Annotated in this window: 14 protein-coding genes; 9 read left to right on the top strand and 5 right to left on the bottom strand. The window is 67.4% G+C overall.

Annotated elements, in window-relative coordinates:
• Positions 1 to 68: 68 nt before the first annotated feature.
• On the bottom strand, positions 69 to 1,559 hold the full coding sequence (locus AB0C33_RS37880) for an alpha/beta fold hydrolase (protein ID WP_358296768.1): 1,491 nt from the start codon (positions 1,557 to 1,559) through the stop codon (positions 69 to 71).
• Between the two features lie 694 nt (positions 1,560 to 2,253).
• Here AB0C33_RS37880 and AB0C33_RS37875 point away from each other — a divergent pair.
• The 4 genes from AB0C33_RS37875 to AB0C33_RS37860 all read left to right on the top strand — a co-directional run bounded on the left by AB0C33_RS37875 (position 2,254) and on the right by AB0C33_RS37860 (position 7,720).
• Positions 2,254 to 2,919 (top strand): HNH endonuclease family protein, encoded by a 666-nt coding sequence (locus AB0C33_RS37875; protein ID WP_358296765.1) that lies wholly within the window; start codon positions 2,254 to 2,256, stop codon positions 2,917 to 2,919.
• A 147-nt stretch (positions 2,920 to 3,066) separates the two neighbouring features.
• Positions 3,067 to 3,429 (top strand): hypothetical protein, encoded by a 363-nt coding sequence (locus AB0C33_RS37870; RefSeq protein WP_358296762.1) that lies wholly within the window; start codon positions 3,067 to 3,069, stop codon positions 3,427 to 3,429.
• A gap of 726 nt (positions 3,430 to 4,155) precedes the next feature.
• A complete protein-coding gene (locus AB0C33_RS37865) occupies positions 4,156 to 5,670 on the top strand; it encodes an Ig-like domain-containing protein (RefSeq protein ID WP_358296759.1) in 1,515 nt (504 codons plus the stop codon).
• A gap of 622 nt (positions 5,671 to 6,292) precedes the next feature.
• Positions 6,293 to 7,720 carry a hypothetical protein gene (locus AB0C33_RS37860; RefSeq protein WP_358296756.1) on the top strand — a complete coding sequence of 476 codons (1,428 nt, stop codon included), beginning with the start codon at positions 6,293 to 6,295 and terminating at the stop codon, positions 7,718 to 7,720.
• Positions 7,721 to 8,124: 404 nt separating this feature from the next.
• On the opposite strand, the gene AB0C33_RS37855 is transcribed toward AB0C33_RS37860, so the two are convergent.
• Positions 8,125 to 9,042: an IS3 family transposase gene (locus AB0C33_RS37855; protein WP_358296753.1), complete on the bottom strand. Its 918-nt coding sequence runs from the start codon at positions 9,040 to 9,042 to the stop codon at positions 8,125 to 8,127.
• 2 nt (positions 9,043 to 9,044) lie between these two features.
• Entirely contained in the window at positions 9,045 to 9,413 is a 369-nt protein-coding gene (locus AB0C33_RS37850; RefSeq protein WP_357994166.1) for a transposase, read from the bottom strand.
• Positions 9,414 to 9,583: 170 nt separating this feature from the next.
• Here AB0C33_RS37850 and AB0C33_RS37845 point away from each other — a divergent pair, with 170 nt between their 5' ends.
• Positions 9,584 to 9,991 carry an STAS domain-containing protein gene (locus AB0C33_RS37845; protein ID WP_358296751.1) on the top strand — a complete coding sequence of 136 codons (408 nt, stop codon included), beginning with the start codon at positions 9,584 to 9,586 and terminating at the stop codon, positions 9,989 to 9,991.
• Between the two features lie 1,585 nt (positions 9,992 to 11,576).
• On the opposite strand, the gene AB0C33_RS37840 is transcribed toward AB0C33_RS37845, so the two are convergent.
• A complete protein-coding gene (locus AB0C33_RS37840; protein ID WP_358296749.1) occupies positions 11,577 to 11,789 on the bottom strand; it encodes a DUF397 domain-containing protein in 213 nt (70 codons plus the stop codon).
• Positions 11,780 to 12,598, bottom strand: a complete 819-nt coding sequence (locus tag AB0C33_RS37835; RefSeq protein ID WP_358296746.1) for a helix-turn-helix transcriptional regulator — start codon at positions 12,596 to 12,598, stop codon at positions 11,780 to 11,782. Before AB0C33_RS37835 ends, AB0C33_RS37840 begins: the two co-directional genes overlap by 10 nt.
• Positions 12,599 to 13,176: 578 nt before the next feature.
• Between AB0C33_RS37835 and AB0C33_RS37830 the strand changes: the two genes are divergently transcribed.
• From AB0C33_RS37830 to AB0C33_RS37815, 4 genes are all read left to right on the top strand, one after another.
• The gene (locus AB0C33_RS37830; protein ID WP_358296743.1) at positions 13,177 to 13,665 is read left to right on the top strand and encodes an ATP-binding protein; all 489 of its coding nucleotides are present in this window, start codon (positions 13,177 to 13,179) and stop codon (positions 13,663 to 13,665) included.
• A 58-nt stretch (positions 13,666 to 13,723) separates the two neighbouring features.
• Complete coding sequence (locus tag AB0C33_RS37825; RefSeq protein WP_358296740.1) at positions 13,724 to 13,933, top strand: hypothetical protein; 210 nt, start codon at positions 13,724 to 13,726, stop codon at positions 13,931 to 13,933.
• Positions 13,934 to 13,994: 61 nt separating this feature from the next.
• On the top strand, positions 13,995 to 14,198 hold the full coding sequence (locus AB0C33_RS37820) for a hypothetical protein (RefSeq protein WP_358296737.1): 204 nt from the start codon (positions 13,995 to 13,997) through the stop codon (positions 14,196 to 14,198).
• A gap of 37 nt (positions 14,199 to 14,235) precedes the next feature.
• Positions 14,236 to 14,541: a hypothetical protein gene (locus AB0C33_RS37815; RefSeq protein WP_358296734.1), complete on the top strand. Its 306-nt coding sequence runs from the start codon at positions 14,236 to 14,238 to the stop codon at positions 14,539 to 14,541.
• Positions 14,542 to 14,694: the final 153 nt, after the last annotated feature.

The following is a 14,694-nucleotide window of genomic DNA, read 5'->3' as shown; positions in this document are numbered from 1 at the left end:
CTCCGTCGGGCCGCCGTGGCCGATGGCGTTCAGGGCAAACGGACAGGAAGACGAGGCGACGCCGGAGGTCAGGCAGCGGGGCAGGAGGTTCCCTTGGCGGGGACCTTGCCGGTCACCATGTAGTCCTCGACGACGCCGATGACGCAGGGGCCACCGGCCGGGTAGGCAGCGTGCAGATCGCCTCCATAGGTGACCAGCACGCCGTTGGTGAGCTGCCTGGTCAGGCTCGCCGCCTCCTTGGTCGGCGCGGCCGTGTCCTTCTCCGAGCTGATCACCACGATCGGGGCCAGACCGGTGTGCCTGACCGTGCGGCCTTCCGGGTCGACGGGCACCGGCCACTGCGCGCAGGTGGGGATCAGGAAGGCGGTCGTCGGGCTGAGCTGGCCGAAGATCGGGGAGATGCGGGTCAACTCGGCCTCGATCCGGGGCAGGTCCCGTACGGCGGGCCGTTCGCGGTCACGGCAGTAGACCGCGCTGTTGTACGGAGCCGAGCCGAAGACCCCGAGGGACGGGTAGGCGCCGTCCTGGCGTCCGGTGATCGCGTCGGCCAGCTTCAGCAGCGGATCGCCATCACCCTTGATCGCCTGGGCGAGTCTGGCCTCCAGCTCCCGCCAGAGCGGCTCTCCGCCGCCCGCGGCCTGCAGAGCGGTGATCGCCAGACTGGCGCCGAGAGGACGGTCGCCAACCTTGAGCGGCTTGCTCTTGAGTCGCTCGACCAGTCCCTCGATGGCGCCGTTGACCACCTTGGTGTCCTTGCCAAGGTCACAGCCCTTCTTCACGCACCAGGCCAGGAACCTCTCGTAGGCGAGCTGGGAGGTGCGGGTGAGCTGCTTCACCACCTCGACCAGTGACTGCCGGGGGTTCAGCCCAGCGTCCAGAACCATCCGACCGACCCGCTGGGGATGCAACGTGGCGTAGACGCCGCCGAGGACGCTGCCGAGGGACATGCCGTAGTAGTCGAGCCTGTCCTCGCCCAGCGCCGCGCGCAGCCGGTCCATGTCCCTGGCCGTGTCGCCCATGCCCGCGTGCGGCAGTATCCCGCCGCTCCCCTTCTCACAGGCGCGGACGAAGTCGGCGGTCGCCTGCAGGAACGCCTTGCGGTCGTCCGGGTTCCTGACGCCCGGGTTGACGGCGAACAAGCGGTCGGCCACGGCACCCGAGCCGCAGACCAGCGGGGAGGTGCCGCCCGAGCCACGTGGGTCGAAGCTCACCAGATCGTAGTGTTCGCGCAGGGCCGCGTACTTCTGGTGGCTCGCCGCCAGGTTGATGACACCGTTGCCGCCACCGCCGAAGTTCATCACCAGCGAGCCGATCCGGGTGCCGGTGGCCTTCGCCCTGATCACCGCGACGTCGATGGTCCTGGCTCTCGGGTCGCCGTAGTCGCGCGGTACGGTCAACTTGCCGCAGTCCAGGCCCGCGGGGGACACGGGCAGTCCGGCACACGCCTCCCAGGAGATCGCGGGTGCTACGGCGGCTGTACCGGCGGTCGTGCCCGCGACGGCGGCGGTGGGCGCGATGGCATACGCGGGGGTGAAGGCGGAGCTCGCGACCAGAGCCATGGCGAGGGCCGCTCCGGTGAGCGCGCTAGGCAGGGATCGATGTAGGGATCTTCGCGTCATGCGGTCAACTATGGGCACCGCTCACGTGGCATGCCTCCTGCTGAGGAGGGAGCCCGCTTCTCCGCCGATTGGCCGCCGCTCCTCCTTCAACAGGTCGCCAGGTCAGCTGGCCCAAGCGGAATGCAGGTCGAGTTGGCGTACTCGGATCCGGTTCGGCATCGACGCGGCAGGGGCGGCCCTGATCCCGGAAGCCGCTCGGGTTGCAGCCGTCGCGGTCGGCGTCGGCCCCATGGCTGAGAGGGCTGCGCTGTAACTCTCACGTCGCTCGTCGGCTTTCGGCAGCGATGGCTGGTCCGCCGCGCAGTACGGCGGGAATGACCTGTTTTAATCTCGGGTCTAGGTGCCGCGCCATGTGGGGGTGTTCTCGCCGGTGAGTCGGCGGGTACGCATGCAACTCGGTGCGCTTAATGACCTCCACGGTGACTCGGGCGACCGCGTGTACCACCGTGCGAGCGGCTGACCGTCGTAGCCGGAGTCGGCCCAGATCAGCTTCAGTCGGGCTGCTGGAGAACCACCGATCGCCGCTGGCTCTCCGGAGGAAGAGGGGTCTTACCGCTACGGCAGTGACTCCCCCACCTCATAGAACTACTGTCTGCATGTAGTCAGTTGCAGACAGTTATGGTTCTGGAGGGTCATGCGTCTCCCCTTGCGGCACACGGTACTCGCACTGGCACTACTGGCCCCTCTCGTCGGCGCCGGGCCCGCCCAGGCGCAAGCGACCCGCCATGCCGTACCCCCGCCCCTGCTGCGAGCGGCCGTCGCCGATCTGACCGTCGCCACCGAGAACCGGGAAGGCTACAAGCGCACCAGCTTCAAGCACTGGGTCGACGCCGACGGCGATTCGTGCAACGCCCGCCAGGAGGTCCTCATCGCCGAGGCCATCGACGCCCCCGAAGTCGGCCCGAGGTGCGCCCTTGCCGGCGGCGTCTGGTACTCCTACTACGACGATCAAATCGTGACAGACGCAGGCAAACTGGACGTTGATCATCTAGTTCCGCTGGCCGAAGCCTGGGATTCGGGCGCCTCGACATGGGACGCGGCCCAGCGCGAGGCCTACGCCAACTACCTCGACGCCCCCGAGCACCTGGTCGCCGTCACCGCCCGCTCCAACCGCCAGAAGGCCGACAAGGACCCCGCCGACTGGCTGCCGATCGAGGCCGTCCGCTGCCGCTACATCGCCGAGTGGACCGCGGTCAAACGCCAGTGGAGCCTGACCGTCGACGAGCGGGAGAAGCAGGAGCTGACCTCCATCGCCGCCCAGTGCCCGAACGCGCCCCTGCCCACACCACCTGCCCACTGACCTCCCGCCGACTTCCGCTGCCTCACCACTGTCTGCCCGCCCTCTCCGGCCGCTGCTCACACACCTGCCCGCCCGGGGCCGGCCGCCAGCTCCGTCCCTCGGAAGGCGCTGAACGCTTTCCCTCATGACCTGAGGAGGTCACCCAGCATGAACATCGCCCGCCGTACTCTGGCCACCATCGCGCCCTTGACCGGCGCCCTGGCCCTCGCCCTGGCCGCCGGTATCGCACAGCCAGCCGCTGCGAACGCTCAACCAGCCGCAGCCGACTTCGCATGCCCGCTTGTGGCGGGCATCTGCGCCTACGACGTGGACGACAACCTCAGGGTGCTCTACGACGATGAAGCGGACATCATCCCGCCCATCGTCCGGGCGGCCAACTTCAGCGGCGACTCCTGGTGCTTCTACAACTGGTTCGGTTACGGCGGTGCCCGCCAAGAGCTGGCCCCGGGACAGGTCGCCGACGACTTCGGCTTCGTCGTCCGCGCCGCACGACGCGGGTCATGTGACTGACCATGTGACTGACTGACACGGCGGCCGAAGGCCCTCCGGCTCGCCTCGCGCGGCGTCGCGCGTTCTGGAGGGCCTGGACGCTGCCCGCGCCGCCGACGGTCTGCGAGCTGTTCCGGCTGTGCCGCGACCTCATCGACATCCACAACGTCCGCGACCGGTGCACCGCGGACGGCGTCGCCCTGCGCGTCCTGTCGGGGCCGCTCCCGAACTTCCAATCCTCGCCACGAACGACCCCACCACGGCGCTCCTCATCAACGTCATCACCGCGGTCGGACAGTTTCAGCGCGACCTGCAGAACGAGCTCACCGACGAGGGCATCGCCGCGCCGCCGAGGGCCAAGGCCGCTACCGAGGCCGGCCACCCGCGCTCAACGGCGCCCGCCGCGCCGCCGTCCGGACCGCTCTGGCTGACTTGCTGCCCGACCAGCCGACCTGACCGGGGCTCGTCACCGAACGGGGCACCGTGATCCTCAGCCGGGATAGGTGGGTGCGCCGTGCGTGACGGGCGACGGATCGCCTCCCGACGTCGGAAACCGTGCGATTCTGTGGCGGCCCGGATGATCTCTGGGGCGGCGCTGCATCGCGCCTGAATCCGCGGTGCGCCGTGGGGCATGGCCGAAGCGATCCCGTCTTGTTGCATGTGCTTGAGATGGCGCAGTGAAACCTCTTGTCACCTGCTGTTTTCACAGGTAGTTATTTATCAACTACTTAAAGTGAGGATAGCTAGTTGAACCCCACACCGCGTCTCCGACGCCACCTCGCCTCCCGGGTCAAGGTCATGGCGACGGCGACCCTCACCGGAGCACTCATGCTCCCCCTGCTCGCTGCCACCTCCGCCATCTCACCGGCACAGGCCGATGCCCGCACCGCCGCCGGCGCCACCGCATCGCGCAGAGTCGTCCATCAGGCCGCCGGCCCCTGTGTCCGGCACGGCCAGGCCAACTATCCCGTCGAGTACTACTGGAAGAACATCGCCGGCTGGCGGCTCGGCAACGGGAACATCTCCGTCACCACCTCGCCCAGTCTGTGGGGCGGCCAGATCGCGCCGGGCAGCACGTTCACCCTCACCTTGCGGCACCAGACGGCGAGGTGGCCGCTGGTGGTCAGCTCCTACACCACCACCTGGGACGTGTCGTCCCTGCTGGCCAACGCCACCGTCGTCGGGCCGGTGCAGAACGGCTCCCTCGGCGGCAACACCCTCACCGTCCGGTCGCCGGGCGGCAAGACCGACCCCGGGCCGACGGTCATCACCTTCCGCGTCAATCCCGGCACCGTCGGGCGCAGCATGACCATCCGGCCGAGCGGCATCAGCAGCGTCATCGCGCTCCCCGGCCAGCTCGGCAACAACACCGCCGCGCCGCCCATCCAGATCGTCAGCGGCAACTCCATCTCGCCCACCAACGCCGCCGACGACACCGCCTCCACCACCGACAACACGCCCGTCACCGTGCCCGTCCTGGCCAACGACACCGGGACATCACCGACGATCAGCGCCGTCACCCAGCCCGCCTACGGCAAGGTGACGATCTCGGGTGGCAGGCTGATCTACACGCCGGACAAGGACCGCGCGGGCACCGACACCTTCACCTACACCATCGAGACCGCCTGCGGCACCAGCACCGCGACAGTCACCGTCACCGTCGAGTGCACCCGCCAGCCCATCAACCTGGTCAACGGCAGCTTCGAGACACCCGCCGTCGCCCGCATCGACTGGGACATCCCCGACGCCTCCACCAACCCCGCCGTCGGCTGGCACACCACCGCCTCCGACCGCAAGCTGGAGTTCTGGAACAGCGCCAGCGGCGTCCCGGCCGCCGACGGCCAGCAGTTCGCCGAACTGAACGCCACCCAGGTCTCCACGCTCTACCAGGACGTCCCCACCGTCCCCGGCACCGTGATGACCTGGTCGCTCTACCACCGCGGCCGCCTGGGCACCGACGTGATGCAGGTGCTCATCGGCGCCCCGGGCGCCCCCACCCCCCAGAACCCGGACGGAGCTTCCTCTCCCGACATCTCCGACGGCAACACCGCCTGGGGCCACCACACCGGCACCTACGTCGTCCCCGCCGGGCAGACCGTCACCCGCTTCGCCTTCGAGTCGGTATCGGCGGCAGGCGGAAGGCCGACATTCGGCAACTTCCTCGACGGCGTGGTCTTCCAGACCCCGTCCTGCCTGCCCATGACCAGCAACGCCGCATCCAGGAACGCTGCCAGGAACACTGCCAGAGCGCACCGTCGGTAAGGCGTTGGTGCGCACTCATCACTGATCAGCGGCTCCTTGCAGTCGAACGCCGACGGTAGTGGAAGGGGAACCGTGAACAGAAGGGGTGCGCCGCATGCCGCCGCCCCCTCTGTCTTCCCTTCCTGGACCGGTCGGCGGCGACCGGCCGAGAAACGCTGTGCTGGCCTGAGGAGGATCCATGGCTTGCGGCCATCCGGCTCGAACTCTGCGGCTCGTTCATCGCCGCGACCAGCGTCAATTACGTTAAGTGGACGATCGAGAACGGAAAGCATTCGGAGTCGGAAGGCCCTGACCGCCCCGACCTCTGCCGAGTAGGAGAAGCCGGGCGCTGACCGCCAGGCCGTCAAGCCTTCTGCTGAGCACAACCGGATCACTTCTCGCCGCAGACACCCGCTCACGACCCGACGACCGCGCTCCTGGCTCGCTTACCCGACCTCGACTCCGCCCGCCTACCACGCAAGGCCATTCGCTCGTGCACGCCGACAAGTCATCCCAAGCCGCCCGTCTGTGGTCCGCCCTGCGCTCTCGCACCCGTAGCAGCCCACTGCGCAGGCCCCAGACGGCGCACACGAACGCCGGCGACGCCGACCAGTTCGCCGCCACCTCGACGGAAGGACACCTCATGGCCGTACCCCAAAACCCCGCCCCCGGCGGATGCGGACCACGCATCTCCCTGATCAACGGCAGCTTCGAAGCACCCGTCGTCAGCAACTACGAGATACGGCCCGACGCCTCCCACAACGACCCCCGCGCGGTGCCCGGCTGGCGCACCACCGCCTCCGACGGCCGGATCGAACTCTGGCGCACAGGCTTCCAGAACGTGCCCGCCGACGACGGCCAGCAGTTCGCCGAGCTCAACGCCAACATGGTCTCCACCCTGTACCAGGATGTGCCCACCACACCCGGCACCAAGCTGTACTGGAAACTCTCACACCGCGGCCGCCAGGGCGCCGACACCATGGCACTGCAGATCGGCCCCCCGAACGCCCCGGTGGAACAGGCCCGGATGACCGACGGCAACACCGCCTGGGGCCACTACACCGGCGAATACGTCGTCCCGCCCGGCCAGAGCACCACCCGGTTCGCCTTCAAGTCCATCTCCGCCGCCGGCGGCAACCCGGCGATCGGCAACTTCCTGGACGGCATCGTCTTCGGCACCGCACCCTGCGTCGTGCTCACCAAGGCCGCCATCCCCGAGGGCGAGGTCGAGGTCGGCGACGTCATCACCTACCGGGTCAACGCCAGGAACGAAGGCGGCGCCCCGGCCGACAACCTCGTCCTGACCGACGACATCCCGGCCGGCACCAGCTACGTCCCCGGCTCCCTGCGCGTCATCGACGGCCCCGGCAGCGGCGGCAAGAGCGACGCGGCCGGCGACGACCAGGCCTACGTCGACGCCGGAGCCGGGCGTGTCGTCTTCCACCTGGGCCAGGGCGCCACCGCCCAGCAGGGCGGCAGCCTGCCCTCGACCGCGGACGCGCCCAACGGAACCACGGTGGAGTTCCGTGTCCGCGTCGAACGCGCCGGAGCCGGCCGCCAGATCGAGAACCAGGCCCGCGCCACCTACGACAACACCCTCGGCAACGCGCCCGACCACCTCACCTCCACCTCCAACGCCACCACCACGCCGGTGAAGCGGGTCGTCGAGCTCGCCGTCGTCAAGGCCGCCGACCGTACCGAGGCCGCCGTCGGCGAGGCGGTCACCTACCACGTGGCCGTCACCAACAAGGGGCCCAACGACGCCACCGGCGTCACGGTCGTCGACCAGCTCCCCGAAGGGCTGGCCTTCATCTCCGCCACTGCCACCGCCGGCAGCTACGACCCGGCCACCGGCCTGTGGGACGTCGGCGCGATGGACGTCGGCACCACCCACACCCTCACCCTGCTGGCCAAGGCCACCCAGCCCGGCCCGCTGACCAACACCGCCACCGCCACCGCCAACGAGACCGACGGCCCCGTCACCGACGAAGTCGTCGTCTGCGCCCGCCCACCGGCCCCCTGCCCGCCCCACGGCGGGTGCGGTTGCGGGGGAGGCTGCGGCGGCTGCTGAGCCGTTGGCGCCAGGCTGACTGTCGATGTGCCTCGTCCGCCAGGACGAGGCACATCGAGGCTTTCAGAACCACGTTCTCAGCATCAGTGCGCGAGCTCAACACGGGGTACGCGTCGGTGGAGAAGCGATGGCGGCAGCCGCGGAGGGCCGGCAGGAGTGGCGGCCGCCTGGCCACGGTCACCGATGACGCGCTGGCCGTGGCGCGGGCCCGGCGCGGGCGCGGCCAGTCGGTCACCCAGATCGCCCGCGAGCTCGGCGGGGATCGCTCGACGCTGTACGGCTGTCTCCTCCCGAACGTGTCCACGCGGAAGGCATACCGACAGGCTGGAGTTGGCCCGGTTTGGTGGACAGCTGATCTCTGGGGAACCCTGGTTTGTCAATCCCCTGAAAACGTGGAGACGGTTCTATGCCACAGCGGTCCTCAGCAGGGCCGATGAGGCTTGTCTCTTCTCGATCATGTGACGTTCGAATGTGATGGGCGGCAGCCCGTCGTTGGCGCTGTGCCGCCGGGTGGTGTTGTAGAAGTCGGCGATCCAGGTGGCGATCTTCAAGCGCGCTTCGGCCCGGGTGCGGAACCGGTGGCGGTGCACGTACTCGACCTTGAGGGTGCTGTTGAAGACCTCGGCGGCAGCGTTGTCCAGCGCGCAGCCCACGCGGCCCATGGACTGGACCACGCCCAGGCGCCGGCATAGCTCCTGGTAGCGGGCCGCAGTGTATTCCGAGCCGCGATCCGAGTGGAAGATCACGCCGTCGATGTCGCCGCCGCGGGTGGCCACCGCCATCTGCAGCGAGGCGCTGGTCAGCACGGCGTCGTGGTGCTCGGACATGGCGTAGCCGAGTAGCCGGCGGGAGAACAGGTCCTCGACCGTGGCCAGGTAGAGCTTGCCCTCGTCGGTGTCGATCTGCGTCACGTCGCCGCACCACAGCACGTCCGGAGCGACCGCAGTGAACCTCCGGCGGACCAGGTCCGGGGCGGCGGGCCGCTTGCCTTGCCGGGTCAGCGAGCGCGGCTTGCGGCGCACGCGAGCGACCAGGCCGAGCTCTGCCATCCGCGCCGCGACCGTGTTCTCCGACACCCGCCAGCCCGCCTCGTGCAGGTCACGGGTGACCCGCGGCGAGCCGTGGGTGCCGCCGGACGCCTCGAACGAGCGGGTGATCTCCACATCCACATCGGCCCGCCGACGTTGGCGGGTGGTCAGCTTGTCCTGGTCGATGCGGTTCTTCCACTTGTAGTACCAGGACTGCGACACACCTAATGCCCGGCAGGAGGTGACGTGGTCGATGCCGTGCTCGGTCTTCTGGGAGCTGATGAAGGCCGCCACGCCTATCGGCCCATCGCCTCTTTGACCCACAAGACCACCGAGCGCTTGAGCACGTCACGCTCGTCTTCCAACTCGGCGCGTTCCTTCTCCCACGCCGCCTTCTCACGGGCGTGCTGCTTGGCCAGCTCGGCCTTCTCCCGCCGCAGCCGGGCCAGCTCTTCCTGCTCGGTCTCCTCCAGCGTTCCGCTCCCATCGCCGTCGCCGTTGTAGTGCTCGGCGAGCCGATCCATCTGCACCCAATTGTGCAGCGTGTACGGACTGATCCCCAGATCCCGCGCCACCTGCGCGACGGGTTTGCCGGTCTCCTTCACGATACGCACCGCACCTGCCCGGAACTCCGGATCAAAGCGCCGCCGCGTGACCCCTGCCACGACCAAACCTCTCCCGGTTCGGTCTCCACGCTATGAGGGGAAGGCCACGGCCTGGCTCCCCCTCCAGCAGCCCCGGCCGCCCACCATCTATACCACCAGCGGAGCAGGCCAGGGGGCTGGATCGCGCATGGCCACCGCCCGCGCCGGCTACCCAGAGGATGATGGTCGTCATGGAAGAGCAGAGCGACCCCAGCGAGCGCTTCACCGTCTCCATCGGCCTGCACGAGAACTTCATCGTCGCGCGCGCCGCCGGCGAGCTCGACTATGCCTCCGCCGGACTGCTGAACCAGCAGGTCAAAGACGCCTGGGCGACGGCGCAGTCCGGCGGACTTGTCGTGGATCTGGACGGGCTGACGTTCTGCGACTCGATGGGCATCGGCGTGCTGGTGCTGCTGCTGCGCCAGAGCCGCGAGCAGCAGAGCACCCTGGTGTTGTCGGCCATCCCGCCACATCTGGAGCGCATCTTGACCATCACCGGCCTGCGCACCGCCTTCCAGGTCGAGGCATCGGTGGAGGAGGCCATCCAGACGGTTCAGGCACCGCCGAAGCCTCCGCAAGCAACGGACTCCGATGATTGATCCCCGGGACGCCGATCCCCTCGGGTTAGCCGCTCACCGAGCCAAGGAGTATCCGATCCCCGCTTGGCGACCGCCAGAGCTGGCAATGATCCGGGATCTTGAGTGCCCTCGATCGTGGCGATGGCGAAGGCTAGATGAGATGGATTCTCCCCCACCCACTGCAGCACCGGGCCGGCGCATTGTGGACAGCGCGGGCGACAGGTTCATCGCCATCCGAGAGGTATCTCAGGAGGGCTGGGACCATCCCCACGGGATAGCCGGGCCGTACACGCTGCCAGAACGCCCACATGGCCGCACCCCTGCTAGTCAAGCAGAAACTATGTCGCTGCCCCGAAGTCTGGACTCCGGCAGACGCGCATGCATTTAGCGCGTACGCTGTCCCCTCACCCGAAACTGTGCCACCGGATCACGGACGGGAAGTCAAATTCCAGGATTGCGAGCCCGGCGGCCAGGGCAAGGTGAACGAGACGCGAAACCCCGGCCGTCTCCCCTTCTCCGTCGCAGTGCTAGCTGCGGCCTTGGGGCGACGATCCGGGGTCTGCGTCTTACTTGTGCATCTGCCTGGACTGGCAGTTACTTGATGAAGTAGGCCCAGGCTGCGGCGCCAACCGCGATCAAGATGCACAGGCGGATGGTCCGGGGCGTGCTGTCCACGACGACCTGGACCATCCGCACCACCTCTCCTATCCAGGAGGAGGATTCGGAGCAGCTTCGAACTTCCGCTGGCAAAGTCGGTTCCTGTCGGTCATCTGCTGGAGAGCTGCTGGCCTCCATCGGCATCCCTTGCCTCTCATCATTTGATCGTGCATTCCCCTTGTAAAATGACGAAAGGCCCGCACGGAAACGCCAGACCTATCGTTCATCTGGTCGCTACCGTTGCGAGCCATCCGTCACACCTCCGGCCGTGACACATCCTGACGCTCCCTATGGCGCAGCCTTTCCAGGCGTACGCCATCGTCTCCGGAGCGCCCAATCCCACCATCCGGAGCTTTGTCGGATCACACTCAACAGCGCTCGGTCGAGATCTGCAACCGATTCCGCACACTCCGCCACATGACTACTCTCAGTCATGAACAGTTACAATGAGCGAAGGCGATGCGTCTGCGGCACGATTAGGGATATTTACGACATCTATGGAGATCCGAGCGCAGTCTGGCTTACATCTGCAAGATCGAGATCCCATAGATATACGCATTTCCTGCTAAGCACACATGGACGGCTGGCACCGACGCGGAAGATTGGATGACCGGGCCAGAACATTTCAGACCCTGGGCAGGTGATCGAGCCGCGCGCTCGTCCGCCCTCGACTCCGGCGCCTCGGGGAGCTCGACGGCGCCGACTGCCCGCGGTCAACGCCACGACCGATCCCACCGGGCTCTTGATGCAAAGATCGACTATTGGGCTGACTGCCTGTACTAGGGCAATCCATCGATGACAACCGGCCGGCCTTCGAGCACGGCCACGAACTTAAGCATCGATCGCCTTGACCTGTTTATGCAACTTGGTGAAACTTCGTCACAGTCAGGCCGAAGAGCGAAGGGGGCTTCGGCAAGCGCCGAAGCCCCCTTCGTCTGCGCCTGGCGTACTAGAAGTCGAACTCACCGTTCTTCGCACCATCGATGAACGCGGCCCATACTTCGGATCGGACAACGAAAGGGGCCTGGTCAGGCGCTTCGGTGTCACGGATACCGACCCGACCACCGGACAGTGGTGCGACTTCGATGCAATCTCCGCCATTGCCGGTCGAGCGTGTCGCCTTACGCCAGGCCGCCGTCTCCAGCTCGGCCGTCAGGTCCATTTCTCCACCATCTTCCTGATGAACTCGACCGACGCCCTCTGGGGGAGAGCATCCGCCCGGATGGCGTCCAATTTCACGGTAACCACCTCAACCACCTCGGCATGGCTCGTGACGAGCGGTTCCGCGGCAGTCTCCAGATACACCGTGCGACGGGTGCCATTGGGAGCCTTCGCGATGACCATACCTCCGCTCAAGCCCGGGTTGGCACCCAGCGGGCAGATCTGCACGGTGATGTGTGGGACGTGCGTGGCCTCCAGCAGCCGTTCCAGTTGCTCGCGCATGACGCTGGTCCCGCCGATGGGCCGACTGAGTACCCCTTCGTCCAGCACCACCAGGTAGCGGGGCGGATTGGTGCGCGTGAGGATCTTCTGTCTGGCCAGGCGGGTCGCCACGAGGGCATCGATGCGTTCGGCGTTGTAGCCGTTCTCGCTTTCCAGTAGGGCGCGGGCGTAGTCGGCTGTCTGCAGCAGCCCGGGGACCACCAGGGGCTGCCAGGTGCGCAGGGACTGGGCTTGTTCCTCTTCCTGCAGCCAGGGGGCGAACCAGGTTGGGGCGGTGTCGCGGTGGTGCGACAGGGAAGCCCACAGGTCACGCAGTCCGGGCCCGAGTGCCTTCTCGACCTCGGTGAGGAATTGTTCGGTTGGTGGGCGTTTGCCGACCTCGACCGCGCCGATCTGGCTGGATGAGTATCCGGCGCGACGTCCGAGTTCGGCCTGGGTGAGCCGCGCTTCCTCGCGCATGCGCCGCAGCTCAGCGCCGAATGCCGCTGTCCTGCTCTCGTTCGGGTCGAGTTGGCGTGGTGCGGGCATTTCCACCTCCACATGTTTGGTCCCACATCGGCTGCGCATCCCACAATCATGAATGCGACAAGCTGTCGGATAAATGGCGGCGAAGACTACGCCACAACCTACCGCCAAGACGCCAAGCTATGGAGGGAACACAGGGAGTTAAGAGGTTCGCAACTCTTCATCCCACAAGTGATCTCGTAAATGGCGCGGCACTTCCGGCCACAAAGAGAACAAAAGCGACAGAAGGTGCTTCGCGTGAATTCGCATCCGTATGGCGATTCGGTGCGCTTCGGCCTGGGCTTGCGCAAGAAGTGGCACGCCGTCATCCAGACCAGAGAGATTCACGCCAGCATCAACCTGGGGGCCCTGAAGCAGGTCGCCGATGCTGGCAGAGGTCGTGGAGCATTCCCGAACTCAGACATGCTGCGGCTGACGGAACCTGGTCTGGCCTCCCATGTAGGGCCTTGCCGACTCACCGCCAACCATCGGGTCTCTTTCCCGGACATGCGCGGAGGTCGGCGATCACCACAGCGTTTGTCTTCACTTCAAGAGGATGCAGATGGCGCCGCTAGGGGCTGGGACGCAGGGAGGCGAATTAGGTGATCCATCCGATGACTCACATCACCCACTTTGAGGAACTCGGCGTCAGCCAGCTAACGTGCAGCGATCAAGCGCCATACATGGCGCGGCAGGCGGTGCGCGCATGGCTGGGAACCGAACATGCTGCCTTCGAGATCGTGACGTTGGCGACCTCTGAACTGGTCACCAACGCCGTGAAGTACACCGACGCCCCCACCGCTGACGGCGACCCTGGCCAGATCACGCTCAAGTTGTCCCAGGACGAGGCCGTCCTGCGGCTGGTGGTGACCGATCCTGGCTCACGCTGCTCGGCACCTGCCCGCATCCCGATGCAGGGGCCGAACCTGCACTCCGAGCACGGGCGCGGGCTGGCGATCGTGGACTACCTGTCGCGCAGCCGATGGGGAAGCTACCGGCTACCCACAGGTGGCTATCGCTGCGTGTGGTGTCACCTGGACCGCGAGCCCACCCCGGCGCAGCTGGAAGAGCTCTTCCAGGCCCCGATCTAGTTCGCCGCCGAACCACGCCCTGAGTTCTTGGCTGACATCAGACAAGGGGAGAGCATCCGTGCGACGCCATCACCTGATCATGCTCCTACCGCTGTTCGTCACCGCCGGCTTCGTCGGCTGGGTCACCGTCTCCCCCGAGAGTGTCCCCATGCCGGTCATCGTGGTGGTGCTGGTGCTGGGGCCGGGCGCCTTCGTGGCCGCCGTGCTCGGGCATCAGTCGCGGGGCCGCCGCCGAAGGGCCAACGGCCGTTCGCTGTTCGGCCGCTGACTGCTGCGGACTACGATCCCGCCTCCGTTCTTCTCCACCACCTGTGAAGAAAGGTTCCTCCATGTCCCGTGACAAGGTGCTCTCCGCGCTGGCGCTGCTCCTGACCGCTGGGTTCGTTGCCTTCGTGCTCCTGGCCCCCGCCACCTTGGCCCGGCCGGTGTCCCAGGCGGTGCTCGGCGCCATCCTCTGCGGCGTCGTTGCAGTGATCGCGCGGAAGGTCTACCTCGCCCGGCGTTCGGCCGGCCGCACCCAGCCGCCCGCCTAGAATCCGCCGCTGCCCGACCTGTTTGGGAGACCGTCTCATGTCCGAACCCGTCTCGGCCGCCGTAGCCGACCAGGCCACCGCCTACCTGGGCACCCTGCAAACTCTGCTGCAGGCGCAGGGCCTGCACACCCGCATCCTCACCCAGCCTGAGCGGCTGCCGCGCCTGCGAGTGATCAACCCCGGCTGCACCTCCCTGTGTGAGGTCATCACCGCTGCACCGGTGGAAGACGAGTGGAGCTTCTGGTGGTCGTGGGCCGAACCGATCACCCCAGTCAGTGAAGCGGCCACCGCCGCCGACCGCATCAGCCACGTGCTGACCCAGGCCGCCCATCAGCCCTCTTGACCTACTCCGGACGGGAACCGTCCCCCGATGTCGTGCGCCCGCCATCCCATGACGACGGCGGGCAGGGGTCGACGCCGACTCAACCCCGCGCACGAGGTCGCCGGACAGGTCGCACAACCCTGTCAGCCGCAAGCCGCCACAGGTAGTGGCTTC

Origin of the sequence: Nonomuraea sp. NPDC048881 (assembly GCF_040649795.1) — a bacterium.
Classification (GTDB): Bacteria; Actinomycetota; Actinomycetes; order Streptosporangiales; family Streptosporangiaceae; genus Nonomuraea.
This window is presented reverse-complemented; position numbering and strand designations above follow the sequence as displayed.

Excerpts from the sequence above, each read along its gene's own strand:
- AB0C33_RS37840 (WP_358296749.1), bottom strand. The coding sequence starts at position 11,789 with ATGGACCTGACGGCCGAGCTGGAGACGGCGGCCTGGCGTAAGGCGACA.
- AB0C33_RS37870 (WP_358296762.1), top strand. The coding sequence starts at position 3,067 with ATGAACATCGCCCGCCGTACTCTGGCCACCATCGCGCCCTTGACCGGC.
- AB0C33_RS37835 (WP_358296746.1), bottom strand. The coding sequence starts at position 12,598 with ATGCCCGCACCACGCCAACTCGACCCGAACGAGAGCAGGACAGCGGCA.
- AB0C33_RS37845 (WP_358296751.1), top strand. The coding sequence starts at position 9,584 with ATGGAAGAGCAGAGCGACCCCAGCGAGCGCTTCACCGTCTCCATCGGC.
- AB0C33_RS37880 (WP_358296768.1), bottom strand. The coding sequence starts at position 1,559 with ATGGCTCTGGTCGCGAGCTCCGCCTTCACCCCCGCGTATGCCATCGCG.
- AB0C33_RS37875 (WP_358296765.1), top strand. The coding sequence starts at position 2,254 with ATGCGTCTCCCCTTGCGGCACACGGTACTCGCACTGGCACTACTGGCC.
- AB0C33_RS37860 (WP_358296756.1), top strand. The coding sequence starts at position 6,293 with ATGGCCGTACCCCAAAACCCCGCCCCCGGCGGATGCGGACCACGCATC.
- AB0C33_RS37820 (WP_358296737.1), top strand. The coding sequence starts at position 13,995 with ATGTCCCGTGACAAGGTGCTCTCCGCGCTGGCGCTGCTCCTGACCGCT.
- AB0C33_RS37815 (WP_358296734.1), top strand. The coding sequence starts at position 14,236 with ATGTCCGAACCCGTCTCGGCCGCCGTAGCCGACCAGGCCACCGCCTAC.